The sequence below is a fragment of the Sphingomonas oligophenolica genome (assembly GCF_006438955.1).
Taxonomy (GTDB): domain Bacteria; phylum Pseudomonadota; class Alphaproteobacteria; order Sphingomonadales; family Sphingomonadaceae; genus Sphingomonas; species Sphingomonas oligophenolica_A.
This window is the reverse complement of record NZ_RCZK01000001.1, coordinates 404,808-429,455: the sequence shown is the minus strand read 5'-3', so window position 1 is coordinate 429,455 and position 24,648 is coordinate 404,808. Positions and strand designations below refer to the sequence as shown.

The 24,648-nt window shown below is 68.1% G+C and carries 24 protein-coding genes; 11 read left to right on the top strand and 13 right to left on the bottom strand.

The genetic code is table 11. From position 1 onward, the window contains the following. Positions 1-10 precede the first annotated feature (10 nt). From EAH84_RS02245 to EAH84_RS02235, 3 genes are all read right to left on the bottom strand, one after another. Positions 11-970 carry a hypothetical protein gene (locus EAH84_RS02245; RefSeq protein ID WP_140866999.1) on the bottom strand — a complete coding sequence of 320 codons (960 nt, stop codon included), beginning with the start codon at positions 968-970 and terminating at the stop codon, positions 11-13. Next, positions 967-2,361: a glycosyl transferase family protein gene (locus EAH84_RS02240; protein WP_277753710.1), complete on the bottom strand. Its 1,395-nt coding sequence runs from the start codon at positions 2,359-2,361 to the stop codon at positions 967-969. The genes EAH84_RS02245 and EAH84_RS02240 overlap by 4 nt, the downstream gene beginning before the upstream one ends. 354 nt (positions 2,362-2,715) lie before the next feature. Further along, entirely contained in the window at positions 2,716-3,207 is a 492-nt protein-coding gene (locus tag EAH84_RS02235) for an outer membrane protein assembly factor BamE (protein WP_241656409.1), read from the bottom strand. A 114-nt stretch (positions 3,208-3,321) separates the two neighbouring features. Between EAH84_RS02235 and EAH84_RS02230 the strand changes: the two genes are divergently transcribed. Continuing rightward, positions 3,322-3,831, top strand: coding sequence for a ubiquinol-cytochrome C chaperone family protein (locus tag EAH84_RS02230; RefSeq protein WP_241656408.1), 510 nt, complete (start codon positions 3,322-3,324; stop codon positions 3,829-3,831). Beyond that, entirely contained in the window at positions 3,828-4,343 is a 516-nt protein-coding gene (locus tag EAH84_RS02225) for a YceD family protein (protein ID WP_140866990.1), read from the top strand. The genes EAH84_RS02230 and EAH84_RS02225 overlap by 4 nt, the downstream gene beginning before the upstream one ends. 29 nt (positions 4,344-4,372) lie before the next feature. On the opposite strand, the gene EAH84_RS02220 is transcribed toward EAH84_RS02225, so the two are convergent. Continuing rightward, positions 4,373-4,912, bottom strand: coding sequence for a SixA phosphatase family protein (locus tag EAH84_RS02220; RefSeq protein WP_140866987.1), 540 nt, complete (start codon positions 4,910-4,912; stop codon positions 4,373-4,375). 38 nt (positions 4,913-4,950) lie between these two features. Next, entirely contained in the window at positions 4,951-7,668 is a 2,718-nt protein-coding gene (locus EAH84_RS02215; RefSeq protein WP_140866985.1) for an ATP-dependent DNA helicase, read from the bottom strand. Positions 7,669-7,855: 187 nt separating this feature from the next. Between EAH84_RS02215 and EAH84_RS02210 the strand changes: the two genes are divergently transcribed. Both EAH84_RS02210 and EAH84_RS02205 read left to right on the top strand, forming a co-directional pair. Then, the gene (locus tag EAH84_RS02210) at positions 7,856-9,064 is read left to right on the top strand and encodes an LL-diaminopimelate aminotransferase (RefSeq protein WP_140866983.1); all 1,209 of its coding nucleotides are present in this window, start codon (positions 7,856-7,858) and stop codon (positions 9,062-9,064) included. 37 nt (positions 9,065-9,101) lie between these two features. Next, positions 9,102-9,878 (top strand): sulfite exporter TauE/SafE family protein, encoded by a 777-nt coding sequence (locus EAH84_RS02205; RefSeq protein ID WP_140866978.1) that lies wholly within the window; start codon positions 9,102-9,104, stop codon positions 9,876-9,878. Positions 9,879-9,929: 51 nt separating this feature from the next. Here the strand turns inward: EAH84_RS02205 and EAH84_RS02200 are convergent, their stop codons facing one another. After that, positions 9,930-10,409, bottom strand: coding sequence for a winged helix-turn-helix transcriptional regulator (locus tag EAH84_RS02200; protein WP_425326436.1), 480 nt, complete (start codon positions 10,407-10,409; stop codon positions 9,930-9,932). A gap of 163 nt (positions 10,410-10,572) precedes the next feature. Between EAH84_RS02200 and EAH84_RS02195 the strand changes: the two genes are divergently transcribed. Then, entirely contained in the window at positions 10,573-10,920 is a 348-nt protein-coding gene (locus tag EAH84_RS02195; RefSeq protein WP_140866967.1) for a CC_3452 family protein, read from the top strand. A gap of 50 nt (positions 10,921-10,970) precedes the next feature. Beyond that, positions 10,971-13,073 carry a RelA/SpoT family protein gene (locus EAH84_RS02190; RefSeq protein ID WP_140867326.1) on the top strand — a complete coding sequence of 701 codons (2,103 nt, stop codon included), beginning with the start codon at positions 10,971-10,973 and terminating at the stop codon, positions 13,071-13,073. A gap of 148 nt (positions 13,074-13,221) precedes the next feature. Here the strand turns inward: EAH84_RS02190 and EAH84_RS02185 are convergent, their stop codons facing one another. Together EAH84_RS02185 and EAH84_RS02180 are read right to left on the bottom strand one after the other, a co-directional pair. Then, a complete protein-coding gene (locus EAH84_RS02185; protein WP_140866961.1) occupies positions 13,222-13,890 on the bottom strand; it encodes an HAD family hydrolase in 669 nt (222 codons plus the stop codon). After that, positions 13,887-14,546 carry a YggS family pyridoxal phosphate-dependent enzyme gene (locus tag EAH84_RS02180; protein WP_140866954.1) on the bottom strand — a complete coding sequence of 220 codons (660 nt, stop codon included), beginning with the start codon at positions 14,544-14,546 and terminating at the stop codon, positions 13,887-13,889. The genes EAH84_RS02185 and EAH84_RS02180 overlap by 4 nt, the downstream gene beginning before the upstream one ends. Before the next feature lie 21 nt (positions 14,547-14,567). Here EAH84_RS02180 and EAH84_RS02175 point away from each other — a divergent pair, with 21 nt between their 5' ends. Then, entirely contained in the window at positions 14,568-15,083 is a 516-nt protein-coding gene (locus tag EAH84_RS02175; protein WP_241656407.1) for a thiamine phosphate synthase, read from the top strand. Here the strand turns inward: EAH84_RS02175 and EAH84_RS02170 are convergent. Beyond that, a complete protein-coding gene (locus tag EAH84_RS02170; protein WP_140866949.1) occupies positions 15,056-15,757 on the bottom strand; it encodes a hypothetical protein in 702 nt (233 codons plus the stop codon). The two genes, EAH84_RS02175 and EAH84_RS02170, sit on opposite strands and share 28 nt — an antisense overlap. 244 nt (positions 15,758-16,001) lie before the next feature. On the opposite strand from EAH84_RS02170, the gene EAH84_RS02165 reads away from it, so the two are divergent. The 4 genes from EAH84_RS02165 to holA are packed head-to-tail and all read left to right on the top strand — an operon-like array spanning position 16,002 to position 20,534. Beyond that, entirely contained in the window at positions 16,002-16,457 is a 456-nt protein-coding gene (locus EAH84_RS02165; protein ID WP_140866945.1) for a DUF3576 domain-containing protein, read from the top strand. An 11-nt stretch (positions 16,458-16,468) separates the two neighbouring features. After that, the gene (gene leuS / locus EAH84_RS02160; protein ID WP_140866940.1) at positions 16,469-18,970 is read left to right on the top strand and encodes a leucine--tRNA ligase; all 2,502 of its coding nucleotides are present in this window, start codon (positions 16,469-16,471) and stop codon (positions 18,968-18,970) included. After that, positions 18,967-19,518: an LPS assembly lipoprotein LptE gene (lptE, locus tag EAH84_RS02155; protein ID WP_140866932.1), complete on the top strand. Its 552-nt coding sequence runs from the start codon at positions 18,967-18,969 to the stop codon at positions 19,516-19,518. The genes leuS and lptE overlap by 4 nt, the downstream gene beginning before the upstream one ends. Further along, entirely contained in the window at positions 19,515-20,534 is a 1,020-nt protein-coding gene (holA, locus tag EAH84_RS02150) for a DNA polymerase III subunit delta (protein WP_140866929.1), read from the top strand. The genes lptE and holA overlap by 4 nt, the downstream gene beginning before the upstream one ends. Here holA and EAH84_RS02145 read toward each other — a convergent pair. Genes EAH84_RS02145 through mnmG form a run of 4 tightly spaced genes read right to left on the bottom strand, consistent with a single transcriptional unit; the run spans position 20,531 to position 24,622 of the window. Next, entirely contained in the window at positions 20,531-21,415 is an 885-nt protein-coding gene (locus EAH84_RS02145) for a ParB/RepB/Spo0J family partition protein (RefSeq protein ID WP_140866926.1), read from the bottom strand. The two genes, holA and EAH84_RS02145, sit on opposite strands and share 4 nt — an antisense overlap. Continuing rightward, positions 21,412-22,194 carry a ParA family protein gene (locus EAH84_RS02140; RefSeq protein WP_140866923.1) on the bottom strand — a complete coding sequence of 261 codons (783 nt, stop codon included), beginning with the start codon at positions 22,192-22,194 and terminating at the stop codon, positions 21,412-21,414. Before EAH84_RS02140 ends, EAH84_RS02145 begins: the two co-directional genes overlap by 4 nt. Next, positions 22,191-22,796, bottom strand: coding sequence for a 16S rRNA (guanine(527)-N(7))-methyltransferase RsmG (gene rsmG / locus EAH84_RS02135; protein WP_140866920.1), 606 nt, complete (start codon positions 22,794-22,796; stop codon positions 22,191-22,193). The genes EAH84_RS02140 and rsmG overlap by 4 nt, the downstream gene beginning before the upstream one ends. Further along, on the bottom strand, positions 22,793-24,622 hold the full coding sequence (gene mnmG, locus EAH84_RS02130) for a tRNA uridine-5-carboxymethylaminomethyl(34) synthesis enzyme MnmG (RefSeq protein WP_140866917.1): 1,830 nt from the start codon (positions 24,620-24,622) through the stop codon (positions 22,793-22,795). Before mnmG ends, rsmG begins: the two co-directional genes overlap by 4 nt. Positions 24,623-24,648 lie beyond the last annotated feature (26 nt).

The window sequence follows — 24,648 nt, the reverse complement described above, 5'->3', positions numbered from 1 at the left end:
GGTGCGTTTGCTACATAATACCGCAGTCGAGCGTTACGCGCACCGCGGTCTCGCCGACCGGCACGACGACTCCCACCGTAGGCCCCACATCAAGCCGCGACGCCCCGCGCTGCGCGCCGCCCCAGGCGCCGACACCGAGATCGACCCGGAGCCGATCACGCTGCGCGACGCGATGTGTCACCCGCGTCGCGCCGTCGACGAACGCTTCGAGCGACTCGCGCACGATGCCCCCCGCCTGCGCATAGCCCTCCGCATCGATGCCGGGCAGGATCGCGCTGGGGCCGAACCCGCCGACCAGTTCGACCGTGGGGCCGCCGCGACCGCCATTGATCGCGATCCGCTGTTCGACGATCACATGGACGGGGGCGTGGGTCGGCTGCCAATCGAGCCCGACCGCGGCCTCGCGTCCCTTGCCCGCCAGCGGGGTCGCGACGCGGGCGGACAGCGCGATCCGCGCGGAAGGAAGAATCGCATAGGTAACCCGCGCGCCCGCCTGCGACGCGCCAAGCTGCCCGCCGAGCGGCGCCTGGCGTTGACCACCGCGCGCGATCAGCCACGCGCTCGCGCGCCAGCGCGACGCCTCGCCCGAACCACTTGCGATCGGGGTTGGCACCAGCGGCGGCGGGATCGTCGGGACTTGCGGCGGCGTGGGGCCTCTGAACGGAGCGACCGCTGCAACGAGCGTTGAAATAGGAGTGGCTGACACCAGAGTGGCTGACACCGGGATTGCCGCAGGCGGGATGGCGCGGGCGACGGTCGTCGTCGCGTCGTACCGTGGGGGCGGCACCACCAGAAGCGGGATCGCAGCGCGCGCCGGTACGGATCGCACCGCGGCTTCGACGATAGCCGGCCCCGACAGATCGGCGGCGCGGCGGATCGTCTCGCTGCTCGGCCACAACGCGAACGCGCGCAACGCAATCCAGCCGCCGACCATTGCCGCCATGAACCGGAGCGGCTTGCCTGCGGTCATGCCGGTTGGACGTAGTCGCCGATTCCGGCGTCGGGAAATTCATGGCCGGTCTTGTCCCACACGGGCATCGCGCCGCGGAGCATCGCGACGTAGCGGACGATCGCGCGCGGCGCCGCCACCAGCGCAATCACGTTGCCGACGAAGAAGCGCGGGATCGACCACAGCGCCTCGCGCCAGCCATAGCAGCGCGCGGTACACGCGACGCGCATCGCGAGCCGCCAGACCAACAGGCTCGTCGTGATTCCCAACAGCCATCCCGCCAGCGCATCGGTCGACGGCGGCACCTGCGCAATCCAATGCAGCGCCAGCCGACATCCCCACGCGATCACCGCGATATAGGCGACCGCCAGCACCAGCACCGCGATCGGTGCACGCCGATCGCGCATCCGCATCCAATGATCGCGCCAATGCCGCCCCGTGCTCCATCCGGTGCGATCCCATCCCGCCAGCGCTATCCCGATCATCCACCGCGCCTTTTGCCGGGTCGCCGTGGGGATCGTCGCGGGAAAATAGGCGCGTACCGCGACCAGCCCGCCGTGCGTATCGTCGTCGACCCGCGCGAAGAGGCAGCGCCCGCCCCGCTCGCCGATCCTCAACCCCAGCTCGTAATCCTCGGTCAGGCTGGTCGCATCGAACGGCAGCCCGCCGCGCTCCGCCGCGATTTCCCCGAGCGTCGCGCGTGCGATCGCGCACCCCGTCCCCGCCAGCGGCATTCCCGCCCCCAGCGCGGTGCGAACCGGCATCTGCGCGGTGTGATGTTCGGCGAATTCGTCGGCATAATGTCCCGACACCAGCCGCGATCCGCGCTTGATCAACGGCAGCACGGGGAGCTGGACGACGTCATGGGTGTCGATCAGCGTATCGAAGACGCGCAATTCGGCGGGATGGACGACGTCTTCGGCATCGTGCAGCACCACCGCTTTCAGCGGCCATCGCTCGCGTGCTTCGTCGGCGATCGCCGCGGCCCACAGCCGGTTCAGATTGTCGGCCTTCGTGGTCGGCCCGTCGGCATCGCCGATCACCAGCCGGACGCGGGGGTCGGATTCCGCGATATCGGCGACCGCGTCGATCGTTGCCGGATCGTTCGGATAGACCCCGACGTAGAGCCGATAGTCGTCATGGTCCAGGCGGGCGAGCGCCGAGTCGATCATCCCCCCGATAACCGCCGCTTCATCCCACGCGGGTACGAAGATCGCCAGTCGCCCGACCCTGTTCGATGGCACCAGTTCTTCCAGCCTCAGTCTCGACATTCCACGCCGCCGCACCCGATAAAAGAGGTAAAAGAGATCGACCAGCAGATCATCGAATCCGCCGATCAGCAAACCGGTCGCCGCGAACAACATCGTCTCGCGCGCCACGTTATCGACAAACCACAGCGAATCGACCAGCACGCAATGCCCCCCCGCATCATGGCGCAGCGAGAATCGGACGCTTTGATGATCAAATCAAGCGCAATATACATTGTTCGCCGGACGCGCTTTCTCTATCCGATACCCGAGAAACGCTGCGATCGACGACCGAAATCGGCGCGGCGCGTTACGTCAAAAAACAGGATCGGCGGCGAACCAAGCTCGCCGCCCGCGCGTTGCGCCGTTGGTCCCGTCCCCCCTTTCGGGATCGGTGCCGTCAACACGGCCCGGCCGCGCCGCTGCGTAACACACGGCGTGGCCAAAGCCGGTTTTTGCAGCATCGTCGCGGACCAGGAAATCGGCGTGGTTGTCCACGCGAGTTGGAATCATGCCGGATTAGGGTTGGGTCGGATCGCCGCTCGCCGCGCCGCCGGTACCCGCGGCGCCCACGGTGCCGATATTGCCGAACAGATCCTCGAAGAAGCTACGCTTCTTACCCAGCGTCGGCGTCGTCTTGCCATAGGGATCGATCTGCGCAACCTGCTGGACGCCGCCGCGGCTGATCGAGGAAACGTTACCCGCATCGTCGAAGCTGATCTTCAGCGTGATCTGGTCTTTCACCTTCGGCTTTTGGAAGTTGAGGTTCCGGCTGTCGCGCGCGACATAATACCAGTCCTTCTGCCCGAACTCGCTGACGATGGTCGGCTTCCCCAGCGTCTGCTGCACCGACGTGCGGTTGTCGACGCCCGGCTGAATCGCGTTCACCAGGTCGGCATCGATGATATAGCCCTGATGCGATCGCAGCGGGGCGCAGCCGCCGAGCGCGATTCCAAGGGCGGTGAGCCCCACGATCGCGGCACGCGCGCGGGGGCGGAAAGTTACGCTCATCACATTCTCCACGCGGGCGCGCCAACCGATCGATTGCATCGTCCGCCGTTCGTCTCGATATGCGAGGACGCCGCAGCGGGCAAGCCGCGGATCGGTGCAACGAGGAGTCTGTGCGTGGGATGGTTCGCGACTTTGCTGAGTAAAACGCGCGACGAGGCACTCCCGCTGTACGTCGCGATCGTCGATCGCGGGCGCGCCGAACATTGGTATGTCGCAGGCGCGGTGCCCGACACGGTCGACGGGCGCTTCGACATGATCGCCGCGGTGCTGGCGATGGTCCTGATCCGGCTGGAGCGCGACGGGGCGTCCGCCGCCCCGCTGACCGCACAGCTCACCGAGCGGTTCGTCGAGGATATGGATGGCCAGCTGCGCCAGATGGGGATCGGCGACATCGTCGTCGGCAAGCATATCGGCAAGATGATCAGTATGCTCGGCGGGCGGATCGGCGCGTATCGCGACGGGCTGGCGGCGGGCGATCTTAAGCCCGCGCTGCTCCGCAACCTGTATCGGGCGGGGCAGCCCGCGCCGGCGGCGCTGGCGCATGCCGCGACCGAACTGACGCGGCTTCACGCCGCGCTGGCGACGACGCCGCTGGCCGCGATCGACGCGGGCGAGCTGCCATGAGCGAATTCAGCCGACCCGAACGGCTCGACGCAATCGGCGAGGGCGAGCGCGTGGTGACGATCACCGCGCAGGACGCCGAGCGCGCGGCGCTCGCGACGCGATTCGGCTTGGTCGCGATCGAGGCGCTCGGCGCGACGTTGACGGTCCACCGCGACGCCGCGGGGATTCGGGTGCGCGGCCGGGTGAGGGGGGCGGTGGTCCAGGCGTGCTCGATCACCGACGATCCGCTTCGCGTCGCGATCGACGAACCCGTCGCGCTGATGTTCGTCGAACCCGGCGGGTCGATCGCGGAGATCGAACTCGCCGAAAACGCGCTCGACACCGTCGAGATCGAGGGCGCGGCGATCGATCTCGGCGAGGTCGCGGCGGAAACGATGGCGCTGGCGCTCGATCCGTTCCCGCGCGGGCCGAACGCGGCGGCGGCGTTGAAGGCGGCAGGTGTGATCACCGAAGAGGAAGCCAAGCCCGCCGGACCGTTTGCGGGGCTGAAAGACCAACTGGCGGGCCGCTGACGCCCCGCGACGGGCGCGCCCAAATCCCGTCAGTCGCTGTCCGGCCCCAACGTCGGATCGAGGTCGCGCGGCCGGACGAACCGGGTCAGGGTCGCCGTATCAGGCGCCGCCGCGGCCCAGTCGTCGATCGCAAACGTCATCTCCGCGATCGTCGCGGTCGGGTATTTTTGTTCGGCGGTCTCGCGCAGATCGTTCTGCCCGGTCGGCACCAGCATCAGCACCAGGTCTTCGAGGCCAGGGTTATGGCCGACCATCAACGCGCTCGTCGCGCCATCGGGGAATTCGCGCACCACGTCGAGCAAGGTCGCCGCCGATGCCAGATAGATGCGGCGATCCACCACCGGCGCCAGCGTGCGCGCATACCCCGATACGACCGCGTCGATCGTCTCCCCCACCCGCACCGCGGGCGAGGCGACGACATGGTCGAACGCCATCCCTTCGCTGCGCAAATGCGCGCCGATCAACGCGGCGGCGCGCTTGCCCTTGGGGTTGAGTGGGCGATCGACATCGCGCGACACCGGATCGTCCCAGCCGGACTTGGCGTGGCGCAATAGCGTCAGCGTCTTCACGATTCGGATGTCTCCGTCAGGCCCGATGGCAAACGGGCTCAGGCATCAAGCTGCGCCTCTTGCCCGATGCCGGGCGTCAATGAAAGCCGCCCCACCAATCGTTGCCCGACCCGCGCCACCGCCTCGTCGAGCGTGACCCGCGACACCACGACGCCGGGCGGGAAGGCGGTGAGCAATCGCGACGGCATCGCCGCCGACAGCATCACGAACGCGCCCTTGTCGTCGGCGCGGCGGATCAGGCGTCCGAACGCCTGCGCCAGCCGCGCGCGCACGATGCGGTCGTCATAGGCGCTGCCGCCGCCCGCCAATCGCCGCGCGGCGTGGAGAACACTCGGCTTGGGCCAGGGCACCCCCTCCATCACCACCAGCCGCAGCGAACTGCCCGGCACGTCGACCCCGTCGCGCAGCGCGTCGGTGCCGAGCAGCGAGGCGGCGGGGTCGTCGCGAAAGATATCGACGAGCGTGCCGGTGTCGATCGGATCGACATGCTGGGCGTGGAGCGGCAGCCCCTCGCGCGCCAGCCGATCGGCGATCCGTCCATGCACCCCGCGCAACCGCCGGATCGCGGTGAACAGCCCCAGCGTGCCGCCCCCCGCCGCGACGATCAGCCGCGCGTAGGCGTTGGCGAGTGCGGCGAGGTCGCCGCGCTTGACGTCGGTGACGACCAGCACCTCGGCATTGGTCGCGTAATCGAACGGGCTTACCGCCTCGAACCGGGCAGCCGCGCGCGCGAGATGCGGCGCGCCGACCCGCGCCTCCGCGCTGTCCCAGTCGCCCCCGCCGGTCAGCGTTGCCGACGTCACCAGCGCGCCGTGCGCGGGCTTCAGCACGATCTCCGCGAACGGGCGGGTCGGATCGAGCCAGTGGCGGTGGAGGCCGATGTCGTATTCGCGCCCCTCGATCCGGTCGACCGCGAGCCAGTCGACGAAGTCGGGGCTGACCGGGCCGCCGACCCGCGCGAGCAGCGACAGCCACGCCGCGACCGTATCCGCGCGCCACCCGACCGAGGCGATCGCGCCTTCCACCCGCGCGCGCGCGGCGCTGTCGAGCCAGTCGGGCGCCTCGGCGAGCACCGCCTCGAGCCGCCGCCCGAGCGTGACGAGCGGGCGGACGAGCGCGTCGAGCGCGGCGGCGGCGGGGGCGGCGGCGTCGATCAGTTCGGGGGTGGGCTCGGCGAGTTCGGTCTCGAGGCCGTAGCCCGCATCGCCAGGCTGTTCGGCGCGGGCATAGGTGAGCCCGCGCACCGCGGCGAGCAGCGTTTCGATCGCGCCGAACGGCTGGCCCTCCGCCAGCCGCGCCAGCCAGCCGTCGCTCGCGAGTGCGCGCGCGGCATCGACCGCGTCCTGGATCGCGCGCGCGCCGGCTTCGTCGTAGCTCGCGACGTCGAGCAGCCGCGCGGCCAGGCCCCGGCGACGCCCGCGCCCACCCGCCTCCGGCCCCAGGATCCAGCGCCTGAGCTCGATCGTCTCCTGCCCGGTCAGCGCGGTCGCGAACATCGAATCGGCGGCGTCGAACAGGTGATGGCCTTCGTCGAACACATAACGCGTCGGCCTGGTCGCGAGTTCGCGGCCCCGCGCGGCGTTGACCATGACGAGCGCGTGATTAGCGATCACGACATCGGCCTCCGCCGACGCCCGCGCGGCGCGCTCGATGAAGCATGTGCGATAGTGTGGGCAGCCCGCATAGACGCACTCGCCGCGCCGGTCGGTCAGCGCGGTCGGACCGTTGCGGCGGAACAGCGTCGGCAGCCAGCCGGGGAGGTCGCCGCCGACCATGTCGCCATCGGCGCTGTATGCCGCCCACCGCGCGACGAGATGCGCGAGGATCGCGGCACGCCCCGCGAACCCGCCCTGGAGCGCATCCTCCAGATTGAGCAAACACAGGTAATTCTCCCGGCCCTTGCGGGTGACGACCTTCTGTTTGCGCACCACGGCGTCGGGGAACAGCCGCGTGGTTTCGTGCGCGAGCTGGCGCTGCAACGCCTTGGTGTAGGTCGAAATCCACACCGCGCCGCCCGCGCGCTCGGCCCAGAGCGAGGCGGGGGCGAGATAGCCCAGCGTCTTGCCGATCCCGGTGCCCGCCTCCGCCAGCACCAAATTGGGCGCATCGCGGCTGGTGCGCGGCGCGAACGCCGCGGTCGCCGCGGCGGCATAGGCGCGCTGGCCGACGCGCTCCTCCGCGCCATGGCCGGTCAGGTCGACCAGCCGCGCCTCGGCATCGCCCGGCGGGATCGTGATCGTCCGCGGCGCGGGCCGCGGGGCGTTTTCCTCCCATTCGGGCAACCGCGTGAACAGCCAGCGTTCGTTGGTTTCGGGCTTGGCGAGCCGGTCGGCGAGCGCGGGTGCCCACGGCCAGCGTAGCCGCATCAGCGACTGCGCCGCGGTCCACGCGCCTTCACGTTCGGGCCAGTCGCCGCCGGGCACCGCGAGCAGCGCGGCGGTCGCCTCGAGCAGGAACGCGGCAACGTCGGCGTCGCGGGTCGGCGGGGTCAGCCCGGTGGCGCGCGCGAGCCCCTTGGGGGTCGGCACCGCGAACCGCGCGGGGTGGAGGAAGGCAAAGAGTTCGAGCAGGTCGAGCCCCGACAGCTCGGCATAGCCCAGCCGCTGCCCGACGAGCGCGGCGTTGAGCAGGATGACGGGCGTGTCCGCCGCGATCCGGATCGCCTCCCCCCGGCTGACCGAACGCGTGCCGTCGGCGGTCGCGACCCAGATCCCGGCGTGGCTGGCGTGGAGCGCGGGATGGGGAAGCGGGGTCATCACCGACGACCATGGCGAACCGGGAACGAAAGGGCAACAATCCAGAGCGCGTTTATCTCCTAATGATCGGTGGGCTGCCGAGGTTCGACGGTCGGACTGGCATTCGAGCCGCCATCTCCCCTGGCCCACTTCGCGCGCTTTCGCTCCGCCACCACACCGCCTATGCTCGCGCGCGAAAGGCCCGCCCATGTCCGACGACTTCTACCGCATCAAGCGTCTGCCGCCCTATGTCATCGCCGAAGTCAACGACATGCGCGCCGCCGCCCGGGCGGGGGGCGAAGACATTATCGACCTTGGCATGGGCAACCCCGATCTGCCGCCGCCGCCGCACGTGATCGAGAAGCTGATCGAGGTTGCGCGCAAACCCGACGCGCACGGCTATTCGCAGTCGAAGGGGATTCCGGGGCTTCGCCGCGCGCAGGCGAATTATTACGCGCGGCGCTTCGGGGTCGAGTTGAATCCCGAGACCGAGGTCGTCGTCACGATGGGGTCGAAGGAGGGGCTCGCCAGCCTCGCCACCGCGATCACCGCGCCGGGCGATGTCGTGCTCGCGCCCAACCCGTCATATCCGATCCACACCTTCGGCTTCATCATCGCGGGCGCGACGATCCGGGCAGTGCCGACCACCCCCGACGAGGCGTATTTCGAAAGCCTCGAGCGCGCGATGGCGTTCACGGTGCCGCGCCCGAGCGTGCTCGTCGTCAACTATCCCTCCAACCCCACCGCAGAGACGGTCGACCTCGCCTTCTACGAACGGCTGGTAGCGTGGGCGCGCGACAACGCGGTCTGGATCGTCAGCGACCTCGCCTATTCGGAACTGTATTTCGACGGCAAACCTACGCCCTCGATCCTCCAGGTGGCGGGCGCGAAGGACATCGCGGTCGAATTCACCTCGCTGTCGAAAACCTATTCGATGGCGGGATGGCGGATGGGGTTCGCGGTCGGCAACCCGACGCTCATCGCGGCGATGACCCGGGTGAAATCCTATCTCGATTACGGCGCGTTCACCCCGATCCAGGCCGCGGCGTGCGCCGCGCTCAACGGCCCGCAGGACATCGTCGAGACCAACCGTGCGCTCTACCACAAGCGCCGCGACGTGCTCGTCGAAAGCTTCGCGCGCGCCGGCTGGGACATCCCGTCGCCGCGCGCATCGATGTTCGCCTGGGCGCCGCTGCCCCCTGCGCTCGCGCATTTAGGAAGTCTTGAGTTCAGCAAACAATTGCTGACTAACGCGCAGGTCGCGGTGGCCCCAGGAGTGGGTTATGGCGAAAACGGCGAAGGCTTTGTGAGAATCGCGATGGTCGAGAACGAACAGCGCCTGCGCCAGGCGGCGCGCAATGTGAAACGCTATCTCCAGTCGATGGGGGTCAACACCCCCGCACAGGCGACCCGCTGACGCGCTTCGCCACCCGCACCGGCGCGGCGCGCGCGGCGTGACGATCGAACCGCTGTATTCGGTCGCGGGGGCGCTGGTCGGCGTGCTGGTCGGGCTGACCGGGGTCGGCGGGGGATCGCTGATGACCCCGCTGCTCGTATTGGCGTTCGGCTTTCATCCCGCGACCGCGGTCGGGACCGACCTGTTGTTCGCGTCCGCGACCAAGACGGTCGGCACGAGCGTCCACGGCTGGCGCGGCACCGTCGATTGGCGCGTCGTCCGGCGGCTCGCGGCGGGGAGCATCCCCGCGGCGGTGCTGATGCTGATCGCGCTCGCCCTGCTCGGCGAACGATCGAAGCAAACCGCGGCCGTGATCTCGGTCGTGCTCGGCGTCATGCTGATCCTGACCGCGGTCGCGACACTGTTCCGCGCACGGTTGCTCGGCTGGCTCACCCCGCGATTCGGCACGCTCGAGGGGCGCGCGCTGCTGATCGCGACGGTGATGCTGGGCGCGGTGCTCGGCGCGCTGGTATCGCTGACCTCGGTCGGGGCTGGCGCGCTCGGGATCACCGCGCTGCTGGTGCTTTACCCGAAATTGCCGATCGCGCGGCTCGTCGGGTCCGACATCGCGCATGCGGTGCCGCTCACGCTGGTCGCGGGGGCGGGGCATCTGTTGCTCGGATCGGTCAACGTCGCACTGCTGGTATCGCTGCTCGCGGGCTCGATTCCCGGGGTGATTGTCGGCAGCCTGATCTCGTCGCGAGTCAACGAACGCGTGCTGGCGGTGATGCTGGCGACGGTGCTCGTCGTCGTTGGCGTGAAGATGCTGCTTTAGCTACCCTGTCTTAAATCCCCCCCACCAGGTGGAGGATTTCTGGAATGTCAGCTACTCCGCCGCCTGCATCTGATCGGGATCGGCGGCGATGTCCTGGGGCAACGCCCAGATCAAGTCGGTCTTCTTCAATACCCGCCCGTCATGCGCGTGAACCGCGACCTCGCCGATCGGGCGGCGATCGCGCGCGTCGACCAGGATCGGGAAGGCGGGGACGCACGTTTCCCAGCGTTCGCCCCATTGCCTGAGCGCGATCATCGTCGGGAGCAATGCCGCGCCCTTTTCGGTCAGCGAATATTGGATCTTGCGCCGATCCTCGGGCATCGCCTCGCGCTGGAGGATGCCGTGATCGGTCAGTCGCGCGAGCCGGTTGGCGAGGATGTTGCGCGCGATGCCGAGTTCGGACTGGAATTCCTCGAAATGATGCAGCCCATTGAACGCGGCGCGCAGAATGAGGAACGACCAGCGTTCGCCCATCGATTCGAGCGCCGCGGGCAGGCTGCATTCGAGCAGCGGTTCGCGTAATTTTCCCATCATCGCATCCTCTGTGGCCACCCTACCGCAAAAAAGCGTCACGCGCAGAATGATTTATAAGTTTCCAGTTGCAACCTAAAACCTAGCTAGTTAAGTAGCGTTCTGCAACGGAAAATCCACTGCCCCGATTCGGGCCCGTTCGACCACTGCACAGGAGGATATCATGAAGCATCTCGTCTCGCTCGGCGCCGCGATCCTGGTCGCAGGCACGCTCGTTACCGCCACCGCACATGCCCAGACTCCGACCGGCTATTATGTCGCGGTCCCCGCCGCGCAGCCCGACGCCGTGCATCTCGTCACCCGCACCGCCGCGTGGCGGCTTCAAGGCGGCGCCTATGTCGCCGATCAGGCCCCCGAACGCCCCGAAATCCTGTGCCAGCTCGTCGCCGGCAAGACCGGAGCGCTGACCAGTTTCTCGGTAAAGGGCAAACCGCTCGACGACGCGAAGCTCGCCAAGTGCAACAACAAGGCGAGCGGCGCGACCAACCATGTCGCCAGCAACGCGAAGTGACGCCGAACTAAATGTTGCAAAGCAGCAGCGCGCGGCCCCATGTGGACCGCGTGCTGCGGCAGTACGAACTCGTCGATCGCGTCCTCGACTACGATCCCGATGCCGACGAGGCACTGCTCAACCGCGCCTATGTGTTTTCGATGCAGGCGCACGGCAGCCAGAAACGTGCGAGCGGCGATCCCTATTTCAGCCACCCGATCGAGGTGGCGGGAATCCTGACCGACCTCAGGCTCGACGCCGAGACGATCGCGACCGCAATCCTCCACGACACGATCGAGGATACGCTCACCACGCCCGAGGAGATCGCGCGGCTGTTCGGCGACAGCGTCGCACGGCTGGTCGACGGGGTCACCAAGCTCAGCAAGATCGAGGCGCAGACCGAAAGCGAGCGCGCCGCGGAGAATCTCCGCAAATTCCTGCTCGCGATGTCCGACGACATTCGCGTGCTGCTGGTGAAGCTCGCCGACCGGCTCCACAACATGCGCACGCTCCATCATATCGCGAACCCCGAGAAGCGGCGGCGGATCGCGAAGGAGACGATGGACATCTACGCCCCGCTCGCCGAGCGGATCGGGATGTACGAATTCATGAAGGAGATGCAGTCGCTCGCCTTCGAACAGCTCGAACCCGAGGCCTATGAATCGGTCACGCGGCGGCTCGAACAGCTGAAGGACGGCGGCGGCAACAAGATCGCCAAGATCGCCTCCGGGCTCAACCTGTTGCTCGGGCGGGCAGGCGTCGACGCCGATGTCAGCGGGCGCGAGAAGCACCCCTATTCGATCTGGCGCAAGATGGCCGAACGCCACATCAGCTTCGAACAGCTTTCCGACGTCATGGCGTTCCGCGCGATCGTGCCGACGGTGCAGGACTGTTATCGCGCGCTTGGCATCATCCACCGCCGCTGGCCGATGGTGCCGGGGCGGTTCAAGGATTACATCTCGACCCCCAAGCGCAACGGCTATCGATCGCTCCACACCAGCGTGATCCATGCCGACAACGCGCGGATCGAGATCCAGATCAGAACCGCGGACATGCACGCCGAGGCGGAATTCGGGCTCGCGGCGCACTGGGCATACAAGGAGAACAAGGTTCGCGCCGATACCCAGCACAGCTGGATCGCGGACCTGGTCGAGATTCTCGATACCGCCGGCAGCCCCGAAGAGCTGCTCGAACACACCCGGATGGCGATGTATCAGGATCGCATCTTCGCCTTCACGCCGAAGGGCGAGCTGATCCAGCTACCCAAGGGCGCAACCCCGATCGATTTCGCCTATGCTGTCCACACCGATCTTGGCGAACAATCGGTCGGCGCGAAGATCAACGGGCGCGTCATGCCGCTGTCGACCGTCATCGAAAATGGCGACCAGGTTCAGATCCTGCGCTCTAAGGGGCAGACCCCGCAGGCCGCATGGCTCAACTTCGCGACCACGGGCAAGGCGCTCGCCGCGATCCGGCGGCACCTGCGCCACAAGGAGCGTGTCGAACTGACCGCGCTCGGGCGCAAACTGTACGACGACATCGTTCACCGGCTGCCAGCAGTCATCGGCACCGACGCGATGAACCATGCGCTCCAGCGGCTCGGGCTGGTCGACGAGGCGCAATTGATGATGGCGATCGCGCGGCGGACGCTGTCTGACGCCACCGTGATGGAAGCATTGATGCCGGGATCGGCGGGCGCCGACGTCGCGGGCACCGTCCCGCAATCGCACGCGATCTCGATTCGCGGGCTGACCCCGGGGGTCGCATTCGACCTCGCCGAATGCTGTCACCCGGTCCCGGGCGAACGCATCGTCGGGCTGCGGCGCCCCGATGCGGGGATCGAGGTCCATGCGATCGACTGCGCGGTGCTCGCCGAACTCGCCGAGCGCGGGGACGACGAGGCCGATTGGGTCGACGTCGACTGGGGCGACAAGGCCGACGGCGCGGTGGCGCGGATCGCGGTCCAGGTGAAGAACGAACCCGGCTCGCTCGGCGTGGTGTCGAGCATCATCGGTGCGCACAAGATCAACATCATCGCGCTTCGGCTCGACACCCGCGACACCCAGTTCCACACCAATATGATCGACCTGGAGGTCCACGATATCCACCAGCTGATGCGGCTGATCGCGGCGCTGCGCGCGGCGGACGCGGTGAACTCCGCGGAGCGCGCCTAGCGAACGCTCGATAAAATCGACCAAACTGTGAACCGTTCGCCCTGAGCCTGTCGAAGGGCGGTGAGTCTCACCGTGCTTCGACAAGCTCAGCACGAACGGAGTCTGGAAAGCCCTCGCGTTTCGCCGCCGCGACCTCGTGCCGCCGTGATTACGCGCCCGCCAGCACCCGCGCGACCGCGTCGAAATCGGCCGCGATCGAATCGACCCCGATCGCGCGGAGCCGGTCGGCATGCCCCGCGCCGCAATGCGTCCCCGCGGTCAGCCCAATGACATACCCGCCCGACGCCACCGCGCCGATCGCACCCACCGGCGAATCCTCGATGATCGCGCACCGGTCGATCGCGATCCCGAGCTGAGCTGCCGCGAACCGGTAGAGATCGGGCGCGGGCTTGCCGCGCTCGACATGTTCGCGCCCGCTGTAGACATGATCGCCAAACGCATCGGCCAGCCCGATATGATCGAGATGCCGCCGGATCCACCGCGTCGAGCTCGACGACACCACCGCCTTGGGCAGCGCCGCGTAGAGCAAGCGGACGAACGCCACCGCGCCCGCGACCGCATCGATTCCGTCCGCCATCACCCGTTCGTCCTCCGCGGCACGCGCGGCGTGGAAGCCGTCGGGGATCGGGCGTTCGATGAAGGTTTCGATCCGCGCGAGAAAATCGAGCCCCGAATAGCCCATGAAATTGGCCATCGATTGTTCGGGCGTGATTGGATGGCCCTGCGTGGTCAGCCACTCGGCAAGCTGCTTGTTGCCGAGATATTCGCTCTCGATCAGCACCCCGTCGAAATCGAACAGGATCGCTTCGAACCTCATCCGCGGTCTCCGAACAGCGCGCTGCCGACGCGGACGTGGGTCGCGCCGATCGTCACCGCGGTCTCGAAATCGGCGGACATTCCCATGCTCAGCCCCGCCAGCCCGGCATCGCGCGCCAACTTGGCGAGCAGCGCAAAATAGGGCGCGGGCTCGATATCGGCGGGGGGCAGGCACATCAGCCCCACGACGGGCAGATCGGCGGTGCGCGCCGCGGCGAGGAGCGCGGGCAGGTCGGCGATCGCGCAGCCGCCCTTTTGCGCCTCGTCGCCGATATTGACCTGGATAAAGCACGACGGCCGCCGATCTTCGGTATCCATCGCCTTGGCGAGCGCGCCGACCAGCGACGGGCGATCGACCGCGTGGATCGCATCCGCGAGCGCGACCGCGTCCGCCGCCTTGTTCGACTGGAGCTGCCCGATCAGGTGGATGCGCGCGTCGGGATAGCGCGCGCGCAACGCGGGCCATTTGTCCTGCGCCTCGGCGACGCGGTTCTCGCCGAAGTCGCGATGCCCCGCGGCAAGGAGCGGCTCGATCCGATCGGCGGCGTGCGTCTTCGACACCGCGATCAGCGTCACCTCGTCCGGCTTGCGCCCCGCCAGCGCCGCGGCGGTCGCGATCCGCGCCTCGATCGCGGCCAAATCACTGTGTTCGGTCATGCGCGCCGCTATAGCGGGCGGATGCGCGACCGGAACCCCTGGCTGATGACCGACGAGCGCTTCGGCGACGCGCTGTTCGCCGCGCTCAGGGCGTTGCCCCCGGGGGCGGGGGTCGTGTTCCGCCACCACGCGACTGCGCCGCGCGAGCGTCAACGGCTCTGGCTCGCGGTCCGCCGGATCGCCACCGCGCGGCGGCTATTCGTCGTGGCGGTGGGCGTGATGCCGGGCGCGCGCGGCGAGCACAATGGTCGCCGGCCGACGACCGCCGCGGCGCACGACCGCCGCGAAGCGATCCGCCATCGCGGCGCGCGCTATCTGTTCGTGTCGCCGGTCTATCCGACCCGGTCGCACCCCGATTCGACGACGCTCAGGCCCATGAAGGCGGCGCAAATCGCGGTCGGGCTGGGGGTCGAGGTGATCGCGCTGGGTGGGATGGATGCGCGGCGCTGGCGTCGGATTCGCCATCTCGGTTTCGATGGCTGGGCCGCGATCGACGCGCTCAGCCCCCCTCAGAAGCGGAACGCGGTCCCGACATAGGCGGCCTGGCTGTCGCGACGATCGTCCTGGACGCGCAGAATGCGTTCGCGATCCGAACGGTAGCGGAAGCCCGCGGTCAGTTCGAGGTTGCGCGTCAGCGAATAGGAACTCGACAGGTCGATCGAATAGCTTTCGGGGCTCTCGATCAGCTTGTTGGTGCCCGGCAGCGGCCGATCGGCGGCGGCGGCGAGGCGGCTCGACGCGCGACCCGCATCATAGGTCACCGCGATATCGGCGGCCTCGCGGCTTCCCGGCTGGAGACCCAGGTCGACCCGCGTGACATTGCCCGCGACCGCGAATTTCTTCCAGCCGACCGCGACGCCCAGATTATACGCGATCGGCGCGATCCCGACGGTGGCTGCGGTGTCGGGGCCGGCGTGGCTGTCCACCGCCGCCAGCGCGGTCTGCGTTGACCGGGCGCGCACCGCGACCGTCACCGACCGCTTGTCGCGGCGCGATTCGGCAGGGGTGAAGCGGAATTCATTGGTACCCAAGCCGCCGCGCGCGAACACCGCCGCCAGCCGGGGATCGGCCGCCGCGGGGGTGAAGGTGCCCGACAGCCGCTGCGCCGTGGTCGCGGGTGCCGCGCGCCCGCGCGGTTGTTCGGCTGCGCCGAACGCAGGCGCGACGATCGCCCCGGCGGCGACTAGCGCCCCGATGACAATCCCGACCATGGTCCGTCCAGCGTTCACCGACACTCCTCCAGCGATTCAGTGCCGCGACTCTACAGCGCGACTCTCTTGCAACGCGCGTACCATGAATCCGGCGCGGACCAAGACCCGCTTGCTGGGGGTAACGGCATGATTTCGGTCGACTGTTGCATTCTCCACACAGGTTGGCACGCGCTGCGGTGCCTTGCGGGGCGAACGGCCCGCCTGTAGAGCGGCATCGATCCCCTTCCTGCAGGAACCCACGCCCATGATCCGCCCGTCGCGTACCGCCCTCATGGTCGCCGCCATCGCCCTCCCCCTGACTCTGCCGCTTGCCGCGTGCGGCGGTCGTGGCGGCAATGCCGTCGCCAAGGCCGATCTCGCCGCCTCGAAGGTGACGACGATCGGCGTCAACGCCTATCTGTGGCGCGCCAGCCTCGACACGCTGTCGTTCATGCCGCTGCTTCAGACCGATTCGAACGGCGGCGTCATCGTCACCGACTGGTACGTCAATCCGCAGGTGCCGACCGAGCGGATTAAGGTGACCGTGTCGATCCTCGACCAGGATCTGCGCGCCGACGCGCTGCGCGTCGCGGCGCTGCGGGAGGTCAACCGCGGCGGGCAGTGGATTTCCGCCCCCGTCCAGGCCGCAACCACGCAGAAGCTCGAAGATATCATCCTGACCAAGGCGCGCGACCTGCGCCGCGCGTCGATCGCCGGCTGAACCACCCGGTCATGACCACGCGCTTCGACGCGCTGACGGCGGATGCCGCCTGGCAGAAGGTCTGGGACGACCGCCAGACCTTCGCGGCGCGGGACAATAGCGGCAAGCCGCAAAGCTATGTGCTCGAGATGTTCCCCTATCCGTCGGGGAAGATCCACATGGGCCACGTCCGCAACTACACGATGGGCGATGTCCTCGCGCGGTTCCGGCGGATGCGCGGCTATGAAGTGCTCCACCCGATGGGTTGGGACGCGTTCGGGATGCCCGCCGAAAACGCCGCGATGGAACAGGGCGTCCACCCCGGCGGCTGGACCCGCGCCAACATCGCGACGATGAAGGCGCAGCTGAAGCGGCTGGGCTTCGCGCTCGACTGGTCACGCGAGCTCGCGACCTGCGAGCCCGATTATTACGGCCACGAACAATCGCTGTTTCTCGACCTGCTGGCCGCAGGGCTCGTCTATCGCAAGGAATCGTCGGTCAACTGGGACCCCGTCGACATGACCGTGCTCGCCAACGAACAGGTGATCGACGGGCGCGGCTGGCGATCGGGCGCGCTGGTCGAAAAGCGCAAGCTCAGCCAGTGGTTCCTGCGCATCACCGACTTCGCCGACGACTTGCTCGACGGGCTGGGCGCGCTCGAGCATTGGCCCGACAAGGTCCGGCTGATGCAGGAAAACTGGATCGGCAAGAGCCAGGGGCTGAAATTCCGGTTCGACCTGAGCGATGGCGAAACCGTCGAGGTCTTCACCACGCGCCCCGACACGATCTTCGGCGCGAGCTTCGTCGCGGTCGCCGCGGATCATCCGATCGCGCAGGCGCTCGCCGCGACCAATGCCGACGCCGCCGCGTTCATCGACCGCTGCAAGCGCGGCGGCACCACCGCGGCCGAGATCGAGACGCAGGAAAAGCTCGGCTTCGACACCCGCATCACCGCCGCGCACCCGTTCGACGCGACGCTGCGCCTGCCGGTCTACATCGCCAATTTCGTACTGATCGAATATGGCACCGGCGCGGTCTTCGGCGTCCCCGCGCACGACCAGCGCGATTTCGAATTCGCGACCAAATACGCGCTGCCGATCCGCCGCGTCGTCTCCGACGGCGACCACACCGACCCCGCGTTCGACGGCACCGAAGCCTATACCGGCCCCGGCACGCTGGTGAATTCGCATTTCCTCGACGGTATGGACATCGAGGATGCCAAGCGCGCGGTGATCACCCGCGCCGAAGCGGGCGGCTGGGGCCACGGATCGACCGTCTACCGCCTGCGCGACTGGGGCGTCAGCCGCCAGCGCTATTGGGGCACCCCGATCCCGATCATCCACTGCGCCGCCTGCGGCGCGGTGCCGGTACCCAAGGATCAGTTGCCTATCATTTTGCCCGAGGACGTCAGCTTCGACATCCCCGGCAACCCGCTCGATCGCCACCCGACGTGGAAGCACGTCGCCTGCCCGGCGTGCGGCGGCGACGCGGTCCGCGAAACCGACACGCTCGACACCTTCGCCGATTCGTCCTGGTATTTCATCCGCTTCGCCAGCCAGCCCAAGGACAAGCCGTTCGACAAGGCGGTCGCCGAAAGCTGGCTTCCGGTCGGCCAATATATCGGCGGGGTCGAACACGCGATCCTCCACCTGCTCTACGCGCGGTTCTGGACGCGCGCATTGAAGCACATGGGGATGCTCGACATCGCCGAACCGTTCACCGGGTTGTTCACCCAAGGGATGGTGACCCACGAAACATACAAGTCCGCCGACGGGCGGTGGCTTTCCCCCGACGAGGTCAACGACGGCATCGAAACCGCGACCGGCACTCCGATCGTGCCCGGCCGCGTCGAGAAAATGTCCAAATCGAAGAAGAACACGGTCGATCCGACCGGCATCGTCGACCGTTATGGGGCCGACGCGGTGCGCTGGTTCATGCTCTCCGATTCGCCCCCCGAACGTGACCTGCCGTGGTCCGAATCGGGGATTGAGGGCGCGTGGCGCTTCATCCAGCGGTTGTGGCGGCTGTTCGACGGCGACGCCGCCGAGCCCGGCCAGGGCGGTGACCCCGCGCTCGATCGCAAGCTCCACCAGACGATCCACGGCATCGGCGAAGACATCGGATCACTCGCCTTCAACAAGGCGGTCGCCAAGGTCTACGAACTCGCCACCGCGATCGAGCGTGCCGCGCCGTCGCCCTCGCGCGACAACGCGGTCCGCGATCTGATGCTCATGGTCGCGCCGATGGCCCCCCACCTCGCCGAGGAAGCCTGGGCGGCAAGCGGGCAGGACGGTTTGATCGCCGACGCACCTTGGCCCGCGGTCGACCCGACACTGCTGGTCGAGGACGAGGTGACGATCGCGATCCAGGTCAACGGCAAACTGCGCGACACGCTCGTCATGCCCAAGGGCGCGGCCCGCGACACGGTCGAGGCCGCCGCGCTCGCGAGCGATAAGATCGTCCGGCTGCTCGACGGCAAACCGCCGCGCAAGGTCATCGTCGTTCCCGATCGTCTCGTGAATCTGGTCGCATGACCCGGCGCTCGATCCTCGCGCCGCTGATGCTGCTCGGTCTGCCCGCTCTTATGGGGGGATGCGCGCTTCACCCGCTCTACGCCGGCGGGGCATCGGGCGCCGTCGCGACGACGCTCGCGGGCGTCCAGGTCCCCGCAATTCAGGGCAAGGCGGGCTGGCTCATGGAGAACGCGCTGCGCGATCGGCTCCAGGGGGGTAACGGTACGCGCTATCGCCTCGACGTCCGGCTCGACGACCAGATCGCGGGCCTGGGCGTGCGCCGCGACGACAGCGTCGCGCGCGAGCGGCGGACGCTGCGCGCGCGTTACCAGCTCGTCGACCTCGCCAACGGCAGCGTGTTGCTCGATGCGAGCGCGGGATCGGACGCGGGAATCGACGTCGTCGGCTCCGAATATGCGACGATCGCCGCGGAAAACACCGCGCTGGAGCGATTGTCCGACATCGTCGCCGACCAGATCGTTGCGCGCCTCGCGGTCTATGCGCGCGGGCGCCCGGTGCTGCACGGCCATGCGCCGCTCCCGGCGGCCACCATCCCGCCTGCACCGTGAAGGCGAACGCCAGGGACGCACGTGCCAAGCTCGATCGGCCGTCCGCCGATTGCCGACTCTACCTCTTCCACGGCCCCGACACCTCGGCCGCCGCGGATCTCGCCGCGCGACTCGCCACCGCGATCGGTGCCGACGCCGAACGCATCGACCTCGACGGTGCGACGCTGAAAAACGATCCCGCGCGTCTCGCCGACGAGGCGGCGTCGCTGTCGCTGTTCGGCACCACCCGCTATATCCGCGTGTCGCCCGCGGGCGAGGAAAGCCTCGACGCGTTCACGACGCTGCTCGCGGCCGATCGCGCCGGCAATCCCGTGATCGCACTCGCGCCGACGATCAAATCGACCGCCAAGATCCTGAAACTCGCGGTCGATTCGCGCCACGCGCTCGCGGTCGCCTGTTATGAACCCAGTCAGCAGGAATCGGAGGCGATCGCCGCGACGCTGGCGCGCGAGGCGGGGCTGCGCCCGACCGGCGACAGCGCGCGCCGCCTCGTCGCCGCGGCGGGGGGCGACCGCGCAGTGATCCAGCGCGAGGTCGAAAAGCTCGCGCTGTATCTCGATGCCGCCCCCGATCGTCCCGCCGATCTCGACGACGCCGCGCTCGATGCGGTCGGCGCGGATCTGGGCGACGCCGAAATGACCCGGCTGGTCACCGCGGTGATCGAGGGCAACAGCGCGGCGCTCGGCCACGAACTCGGGCGGCTCGACGAGGCTGGGGTCTCGCCGATTCCGTGGCTGCGCCAACTCGCGCGGCGGCTGATCGCGCTCGCCGACATGCGCGGCGACATCGATCGCGGCGGCGAGGTCGGCGCGGTGCTCAAGCGCCACCGCGTGTTCTTCCGCGAAGAAGCCGCCACCGCCCGCGCATTGCGCCGCTGGTCCCCCGCGATGCTCACCCGCGCGCTCGAGCGCGTCCGCACCGCCGAACGCGCGGTCATGGCCAGCGCCACCGCAGGCCGCGTGCTCGCGGACCACGAAGTGCTCGCCATCACTCACGCGGTCGAACGACGCGGTTAAATCGTCTCGCCAGTCAGCCTTTGACAGACCATGTCGAGCTGATCGAGCGTCGAATAGGTGATCGCGAGCGTCCCGCCATCACCGTCATGGCTGATCCGAATCCCCAGCCCGAGCAGATCCGACAATTGCTGCTCGAGCGCGGCGATATCCGCATCGGGCGTCGCGGGAGCCCTACGCGGCGCGCCTTCGCGCTGTGGTTTCGCCCCGCGCGCGAGCTTTTCGGTCTCGCGCACCGACAGACCCCGTTCGACGACCTGCTCGGCGAGCGCCTCGACGTCGCGCGCGCCGAGCAACGCGCGCGCATGCCCCATCTGCAGCGTTCCATCCGATACCCGCGCCTGGACGCTGGCGGGCAGGTCGAGCAGCCGCAACAGGTTGGCGACATGGCTGCGCGATTTGTGGACAATCTTCGCCAGCGCGTCCTGAGTATGGCCATATTCTCCTGCAAGCCGTTGATAAGCCTGGGCTTCTTCGATCGCGTTGAGATCTTGCCGCTGGATATTCTCGACCAGCGCGATCTCGAGCGTCTCGGCATCGGTCAGTTCGCGGATGACCACCGGGACTTCGTGGAGCCGCGCGCGTTGCGCGGCGCGCCAGCGGCGCTCGCCCGCGACGATCTGGTAATCATGCCCGTGCGGACGCACCACGATCGGCTGGATCAGCCCGCGCGCCGCGATCGACGCCGCGAGTTCGTCGAGCAGGCCATCGTCGAAATGCCGCCGTGGCTGATCGGGATGCGGCGACATCGCGCTGACCGACAACATCCGCACCCCGGGCGGTGCCGCCGATCCCGGCGACACCGGCGCCTCGCTCGCGATCTCGCCGAGCAGCGCGCTCAGCCCCCGGCCCAGCCCAGGCCGCGCACGCTTGTTGTCGCTCATGCCGCCACCGCCGTCATCTTGGGAAGCCGCGCGATCATTTCGCGCGCCAGTGCGATATACGCCTCCGACCCTGCGCAACGATGGTCGTAGATGAGCGCGGGCAATCCATGGCTGGGCGCTTCCGACAACCGGACGTTGCGTGGAATCACGGTGTCGAACACCACGCGCCCGAGCACTGCACGGACATCGGTCGACACTTGGTCGCTCAACCGGTTGCGGCGATCGTACATCGTCAGCGCGACCCCCAGGATCGACAGCCCTGGGTTAAACCGCTCGCGGATGCGTTCGACCGTCGACAGCAGTTGCGACAGCCCCTCAAGCGCGAAGAATTCGCATTGCAGCGGCACGAGCAGCGAATCGGCAGCGACCATCGCGTTGATCGTCAGCAGCCCGAGTGACGGCGGGCAATCGATCAGCACGATATCCCAGCGCGCATCGGCCTGTTTGAGCGCGCGGTCGAGCCGGTGCGTCCGCGCCGCGAACTCGACCAGCTCGATTTCCGCGCCCGACAGATCGACCGTTGCGGGCAGCAGATCGAGCCGCGGCACCTTGGTTGCGACCACCGCATCGGTCAGCGAAGCCTCGCCAATCAGGACGTGATAGCTCGATCGGTGGCGCTGCGCATGGCCAACCCCAACCCCGGTCGACGCATTCCCCTGCGGATCGAGGTCGAGCAGCAATACGCGCTTACCCGTCGCGGCCAGCGCGGTCGCGAGGTTGATCGCGCTGGTGGTTTTCCCCACCCCACCCTTCTGATTGGCGACCGCGATGCAGTTCATCGACGATGCTCGACAATGAGGATCGTCGAATCGGGGTCGGTCAGACTATGTTCCACGTGAAACATCTTGCCTCGCTGCTGCCGCCTCAAATCGGCGAGCTGGGCCGGATCGAGCCGACCTCGCGGCAAAATCCAGCGTGTCGTCGGTGTGGCGCAATGCGCGGTCGCTTGCAAAAGCTTTTCGACCGACGCGACCGCGCGAGCCGAAATCACCGCCGCGGTTGCGTCGATGTGTTCCACTTTGACACTTTCGACGGCCACATTGGTCAGTCCAAGGTCGCCCGCCGCCAGCGCAAGGAACGCGGCGCGGCGCTTGCGCGGTTCGACCAGCACGATTGGCGGATCGCGCAGGATCGCAACGATCATACCGGGAAAGCCACCGCCCGTGCCGACATCGATCCAACATCCCTCGGCTGATCCCATTCCGATGAGCTGCGCCGAATCGACCGCATGACGGGCCCACAGCTGTTCCACCGTCGACGGCGCGATGATGTTCTGGCGCTGGTTTTCCTCGGCAACCATCGCGAGAAACCGCGCGACGCTAGTGGTCCGACCCTCTCCGTAACGCGCCACGATCCAGGCGCGCGCCTCGTCCTCGGTCATGCGGCCTTGCGATAAAGATGGAGATAGATCGCGGAGAGCGCCGCCGGCGTGATCCCGCGAATCCGCGCCGCCGCGGCCAGCGATGCGGGCCGTGAGCGCTCCAGCCGATCGAGCATCTCGTTGGAAAGCCCCGCAATATCCTCGAATCGCAACGTGTCGGGCAGCGCGATCGCCTCGTCGCGCCGCATCCGCGCGATTTCGTCAGCCTGGCGCGCCAGATACGGCGCATAGCGCGCATCTTCGGTGACTTCCGCGACGATCGCATCGGGCCAGCGACCGTCGATATCGATCAACGTCATCATCGCGACCTGCGGCAGCCTGAGCCAGTCATGCGCGCTGCGCCGCGCGCCGTCCTGCGCCACCGCCACGCCCTTGGCGGCAAGCGCCGATGCGGTGGTAGTGAGTTCCAACGCTGCGGTCAGCGTATCAAGCTGCTCACGCCGCAAGCGCTGGTGACCCAGCCGTTCCTCCCCGACGCAACCTATTTCCTGCGCGATCGGCGCCAGCCGCGTCTCGGCATTGTCGGCGCGCAGCGACAGTCGGAATTCGGCGCGCGCGGTGAGCATCCGATAGGGTTCGGTCACCCCCTGCAACGTCAGGTCGTCGATCATCACGCCGATATAACTCGTCGCGCGATCGAGGATCACTGGCGCCAGGTCCAGCGCGTGCGCCGCAGCGTTCAGCCCCGCGATCAGCCCCTGCCCCGCCGCCTCCTCATAGCCCGTCGTCCCGTTGATCTGCCCCGCGCAAAACACCCCCGCGAGCGCCGTCAGCCCCAACCGAGCATCGAGCGAGCGCGGATCGAGATAATCATATTCGACCGCATAGCCCGGCACCACGATCGTCGCGCGCTCGAGCCCAGCGATGCTGCGGACCATTGCCTCCTGAACATCGGTTGGCAGCGACGTCGAAAGCCCATTCGGATAGACCAGCGCGTCGTCGAGTCCTTCGGGTTCGAGAAACACCTGATGCCCGTCGCGATCGCCGAACCGACTGATCTTGTCCTCGATCGACGGACAGTAGCGCGGGCCGATCGCGTCGATCGCGCCGCTGAACAGCGGTGACCGATCGAGCCCCGCGCGGATCGCGTCATGCGTCGCGTCTGTCGTCCGCGCGATCGCGCAACTGATCTGGGGCAGATGCCGTGTCTCAAGCGGCGACATCGTCCAGTCGTCGCGATCCGACGGTTGTTCGGTGAGCCGCGCCCAATCGATCGTCCGCCCGTCGAGCCGCGGCGGTGTGCCGGTCTTCAGCCGCCCGATCGGCAGCCCGAGCGCGCGCAGCTGCGCGGCGAGCGGCTTAGCGGGACGCTCACCGATCCGCCCGCCTTCGGATCGCTCGTCACCCCGGAACAAGGTCGAACCCAGGAAGGTGCCGGTCGCGAGCACCACCGCACGCCCGCGCACGACGCTGCCGTCGGCCAGTGCGACCCCACCAACGCGGCCATCCGCGATCACGAGCGTCTCGACATCGCCTTCCACGATTGTCAGGCAATCGGTCGCCGCGAGCATCTGCTGCACCGCCGCGGCATAGCGCCGCCGGTCGGCCTGGACCCGCGGGCCGTGGACCGCGGCGCCCTTGCTGCGGTTGAGCATCCGATAATGGATTGCCGCGCGATCTGCCGCGCACGCCATCACCCCGTCAAACGCGTCGATCTCGCGAACGATATGCCCCTTGCCGAGCCCCCCAATCGCCGGATTGCACGACATCGCACCGATCGTGGCGCGATCGAACGTCACCAACGCGGTCGACGCGCCACGACGCGCCGCCGCGGCGGCTGCCTCGGTCCCCGCGTGTCCTCCACCGATTACGATCACATCGAACATGGTGGCGCGCTATCCGCTCGTGGCGT

What these genes read in the sequence shown, in the direction of transcription:
- EAH84_RS02245 (WP_140866999.1), bottom strand. Translation starts at nt 970, where the DNA reads ATGACCGCAGGCAAGCCGCTCCGGTTCATGGCGGCAATGGTCGGCGGC.
- EAH84_RS02235 (WP_241656409.1), bottom strand. Translation starts at nt 3,207, where the DNA reads ATGAGCGTAACTTTCCGCCCCCGCGCGCGTGCCGCGATCGTGGGGCTC.
- EAH84_RS02225 (WP_140866990.1), top strand. Translation starts at nt 3,828, where the DNA reads ATGAGCGAATTCAGCCGACCCGAACGGCTCGACGCAATCGGCGAGGGC.
- EAH84_RS02215 (WP_140866985.1), bottom strand. Translation starts at nt 7,668, where the DNA reads ATGACCCCGCTTCCCCATCCCGCGCTCCACGCCAGCCACGCCGGGATC.
- EAH84_RS02210 (WP_140866983.1), top strand. Translation starts at nt 7,856, where the DNA reads ATGTCCGACGACTTCTACCGCATCAAGCGTCTGCCGCCCTATGTCATC.
- EAH84_RS02200 (WP_425326436.1), bottom strand. Translation starts at nt 10,409, where the DNA reads ATGGGAAAATTACGCGAACCGCTGCTCGAATGCAGCCTGCCCGCGGCG.
- EAH84_RS02195 (WP_140866967.1), top strand. Translation starts at nt 10,573, where the DNA reads ATGAAGCATCTCGTCTCGCTCGGCGCCGCGATCCTGGTCGCAGGCACG.
- EAH84_RS02185 (WP_140866961.1), bottom strand. Translation starts at nt 13,890, where the DNA reads ATGAGGTTCGAAGCGATCCTGTTCGATTTCGACGGGGTGCTGATCGAG.
- EAH84_RS02180 (WP_140866954.1), bottom strand. Translation starts at nt 14,546, where the DNA reads ATGACCGAACACAGTGATTTGGCCGCGATCGAGGCGCGGATCGCGACC.
- EAH84_RS02175 (WP_241656407.1), top strand. Translation starts at nt 14,568, where the DNA reads ATGCGCGACCGGAACCCCTGGCTGATGACCGACGAGCGCTTCGGCGAC.
- EAH84_RS02170 (WP_140866949.1), bottom strand. Translation starts at nt 15,757, where the DNA reads ATGGTCGGGATTGTCATCGGGGCGCTAGTCGCCGCCGGGGCGATCGTC.
- EAH84_RS02165 (WP_140866945.1), top strand. Translation starts at nt 16,002, where the DNA reads ATGATCCGCCCGTCGCGTACCGCCCTCATGGTCGCCGCCATCGCCCTC.
- leuS (WP_140866940.1), top strand. Translation starts at nt 16,469, where the DNA reads ATGACCACGCGCTTCGACGCGCTGACGGCGGATGCCGCCTGGCAGAAG.
- lptE (WP_140866932.1), top strand. Translation starts at nt 18,967, where the DNA reads ATGACCCGGCGCTCGATCCTCGCGCCGCTGATGCTGCTCGGTCTGCCC.
- EAH84_RS02145 (WP_140866926.1), bottom strand. Translation starts at nt 21,415, where the DNA reads ATGAGCGACAACAAGCGTGCGCGGCCTGGGCTGGGCCGGGGGCTGAGC.
- EAH84_RS02140 (WP_140866923.1), bottom strand. Translation starts at nt 22,194, where the DNA reads ATGAACTGCATCGCGGTCGCCAATCAGAAGGGTGGGGTGGGGAAAACC.
- rsmG (WP_140866920.1), bottom strand. Translation starts at nt 22,796, where the DNA reads ATGACCGAGGACGAGGCGCGCGCCTGGATCGTGGCGCGTTACGGAGAG.
- mnmG (WP_140866917.1), bottom strand. Translation starts at nt 24,622, where the DNA reads ATGTTCGATGTGATCGTAATCGGTGGAGGACACGCGGGGACCGAGGCA.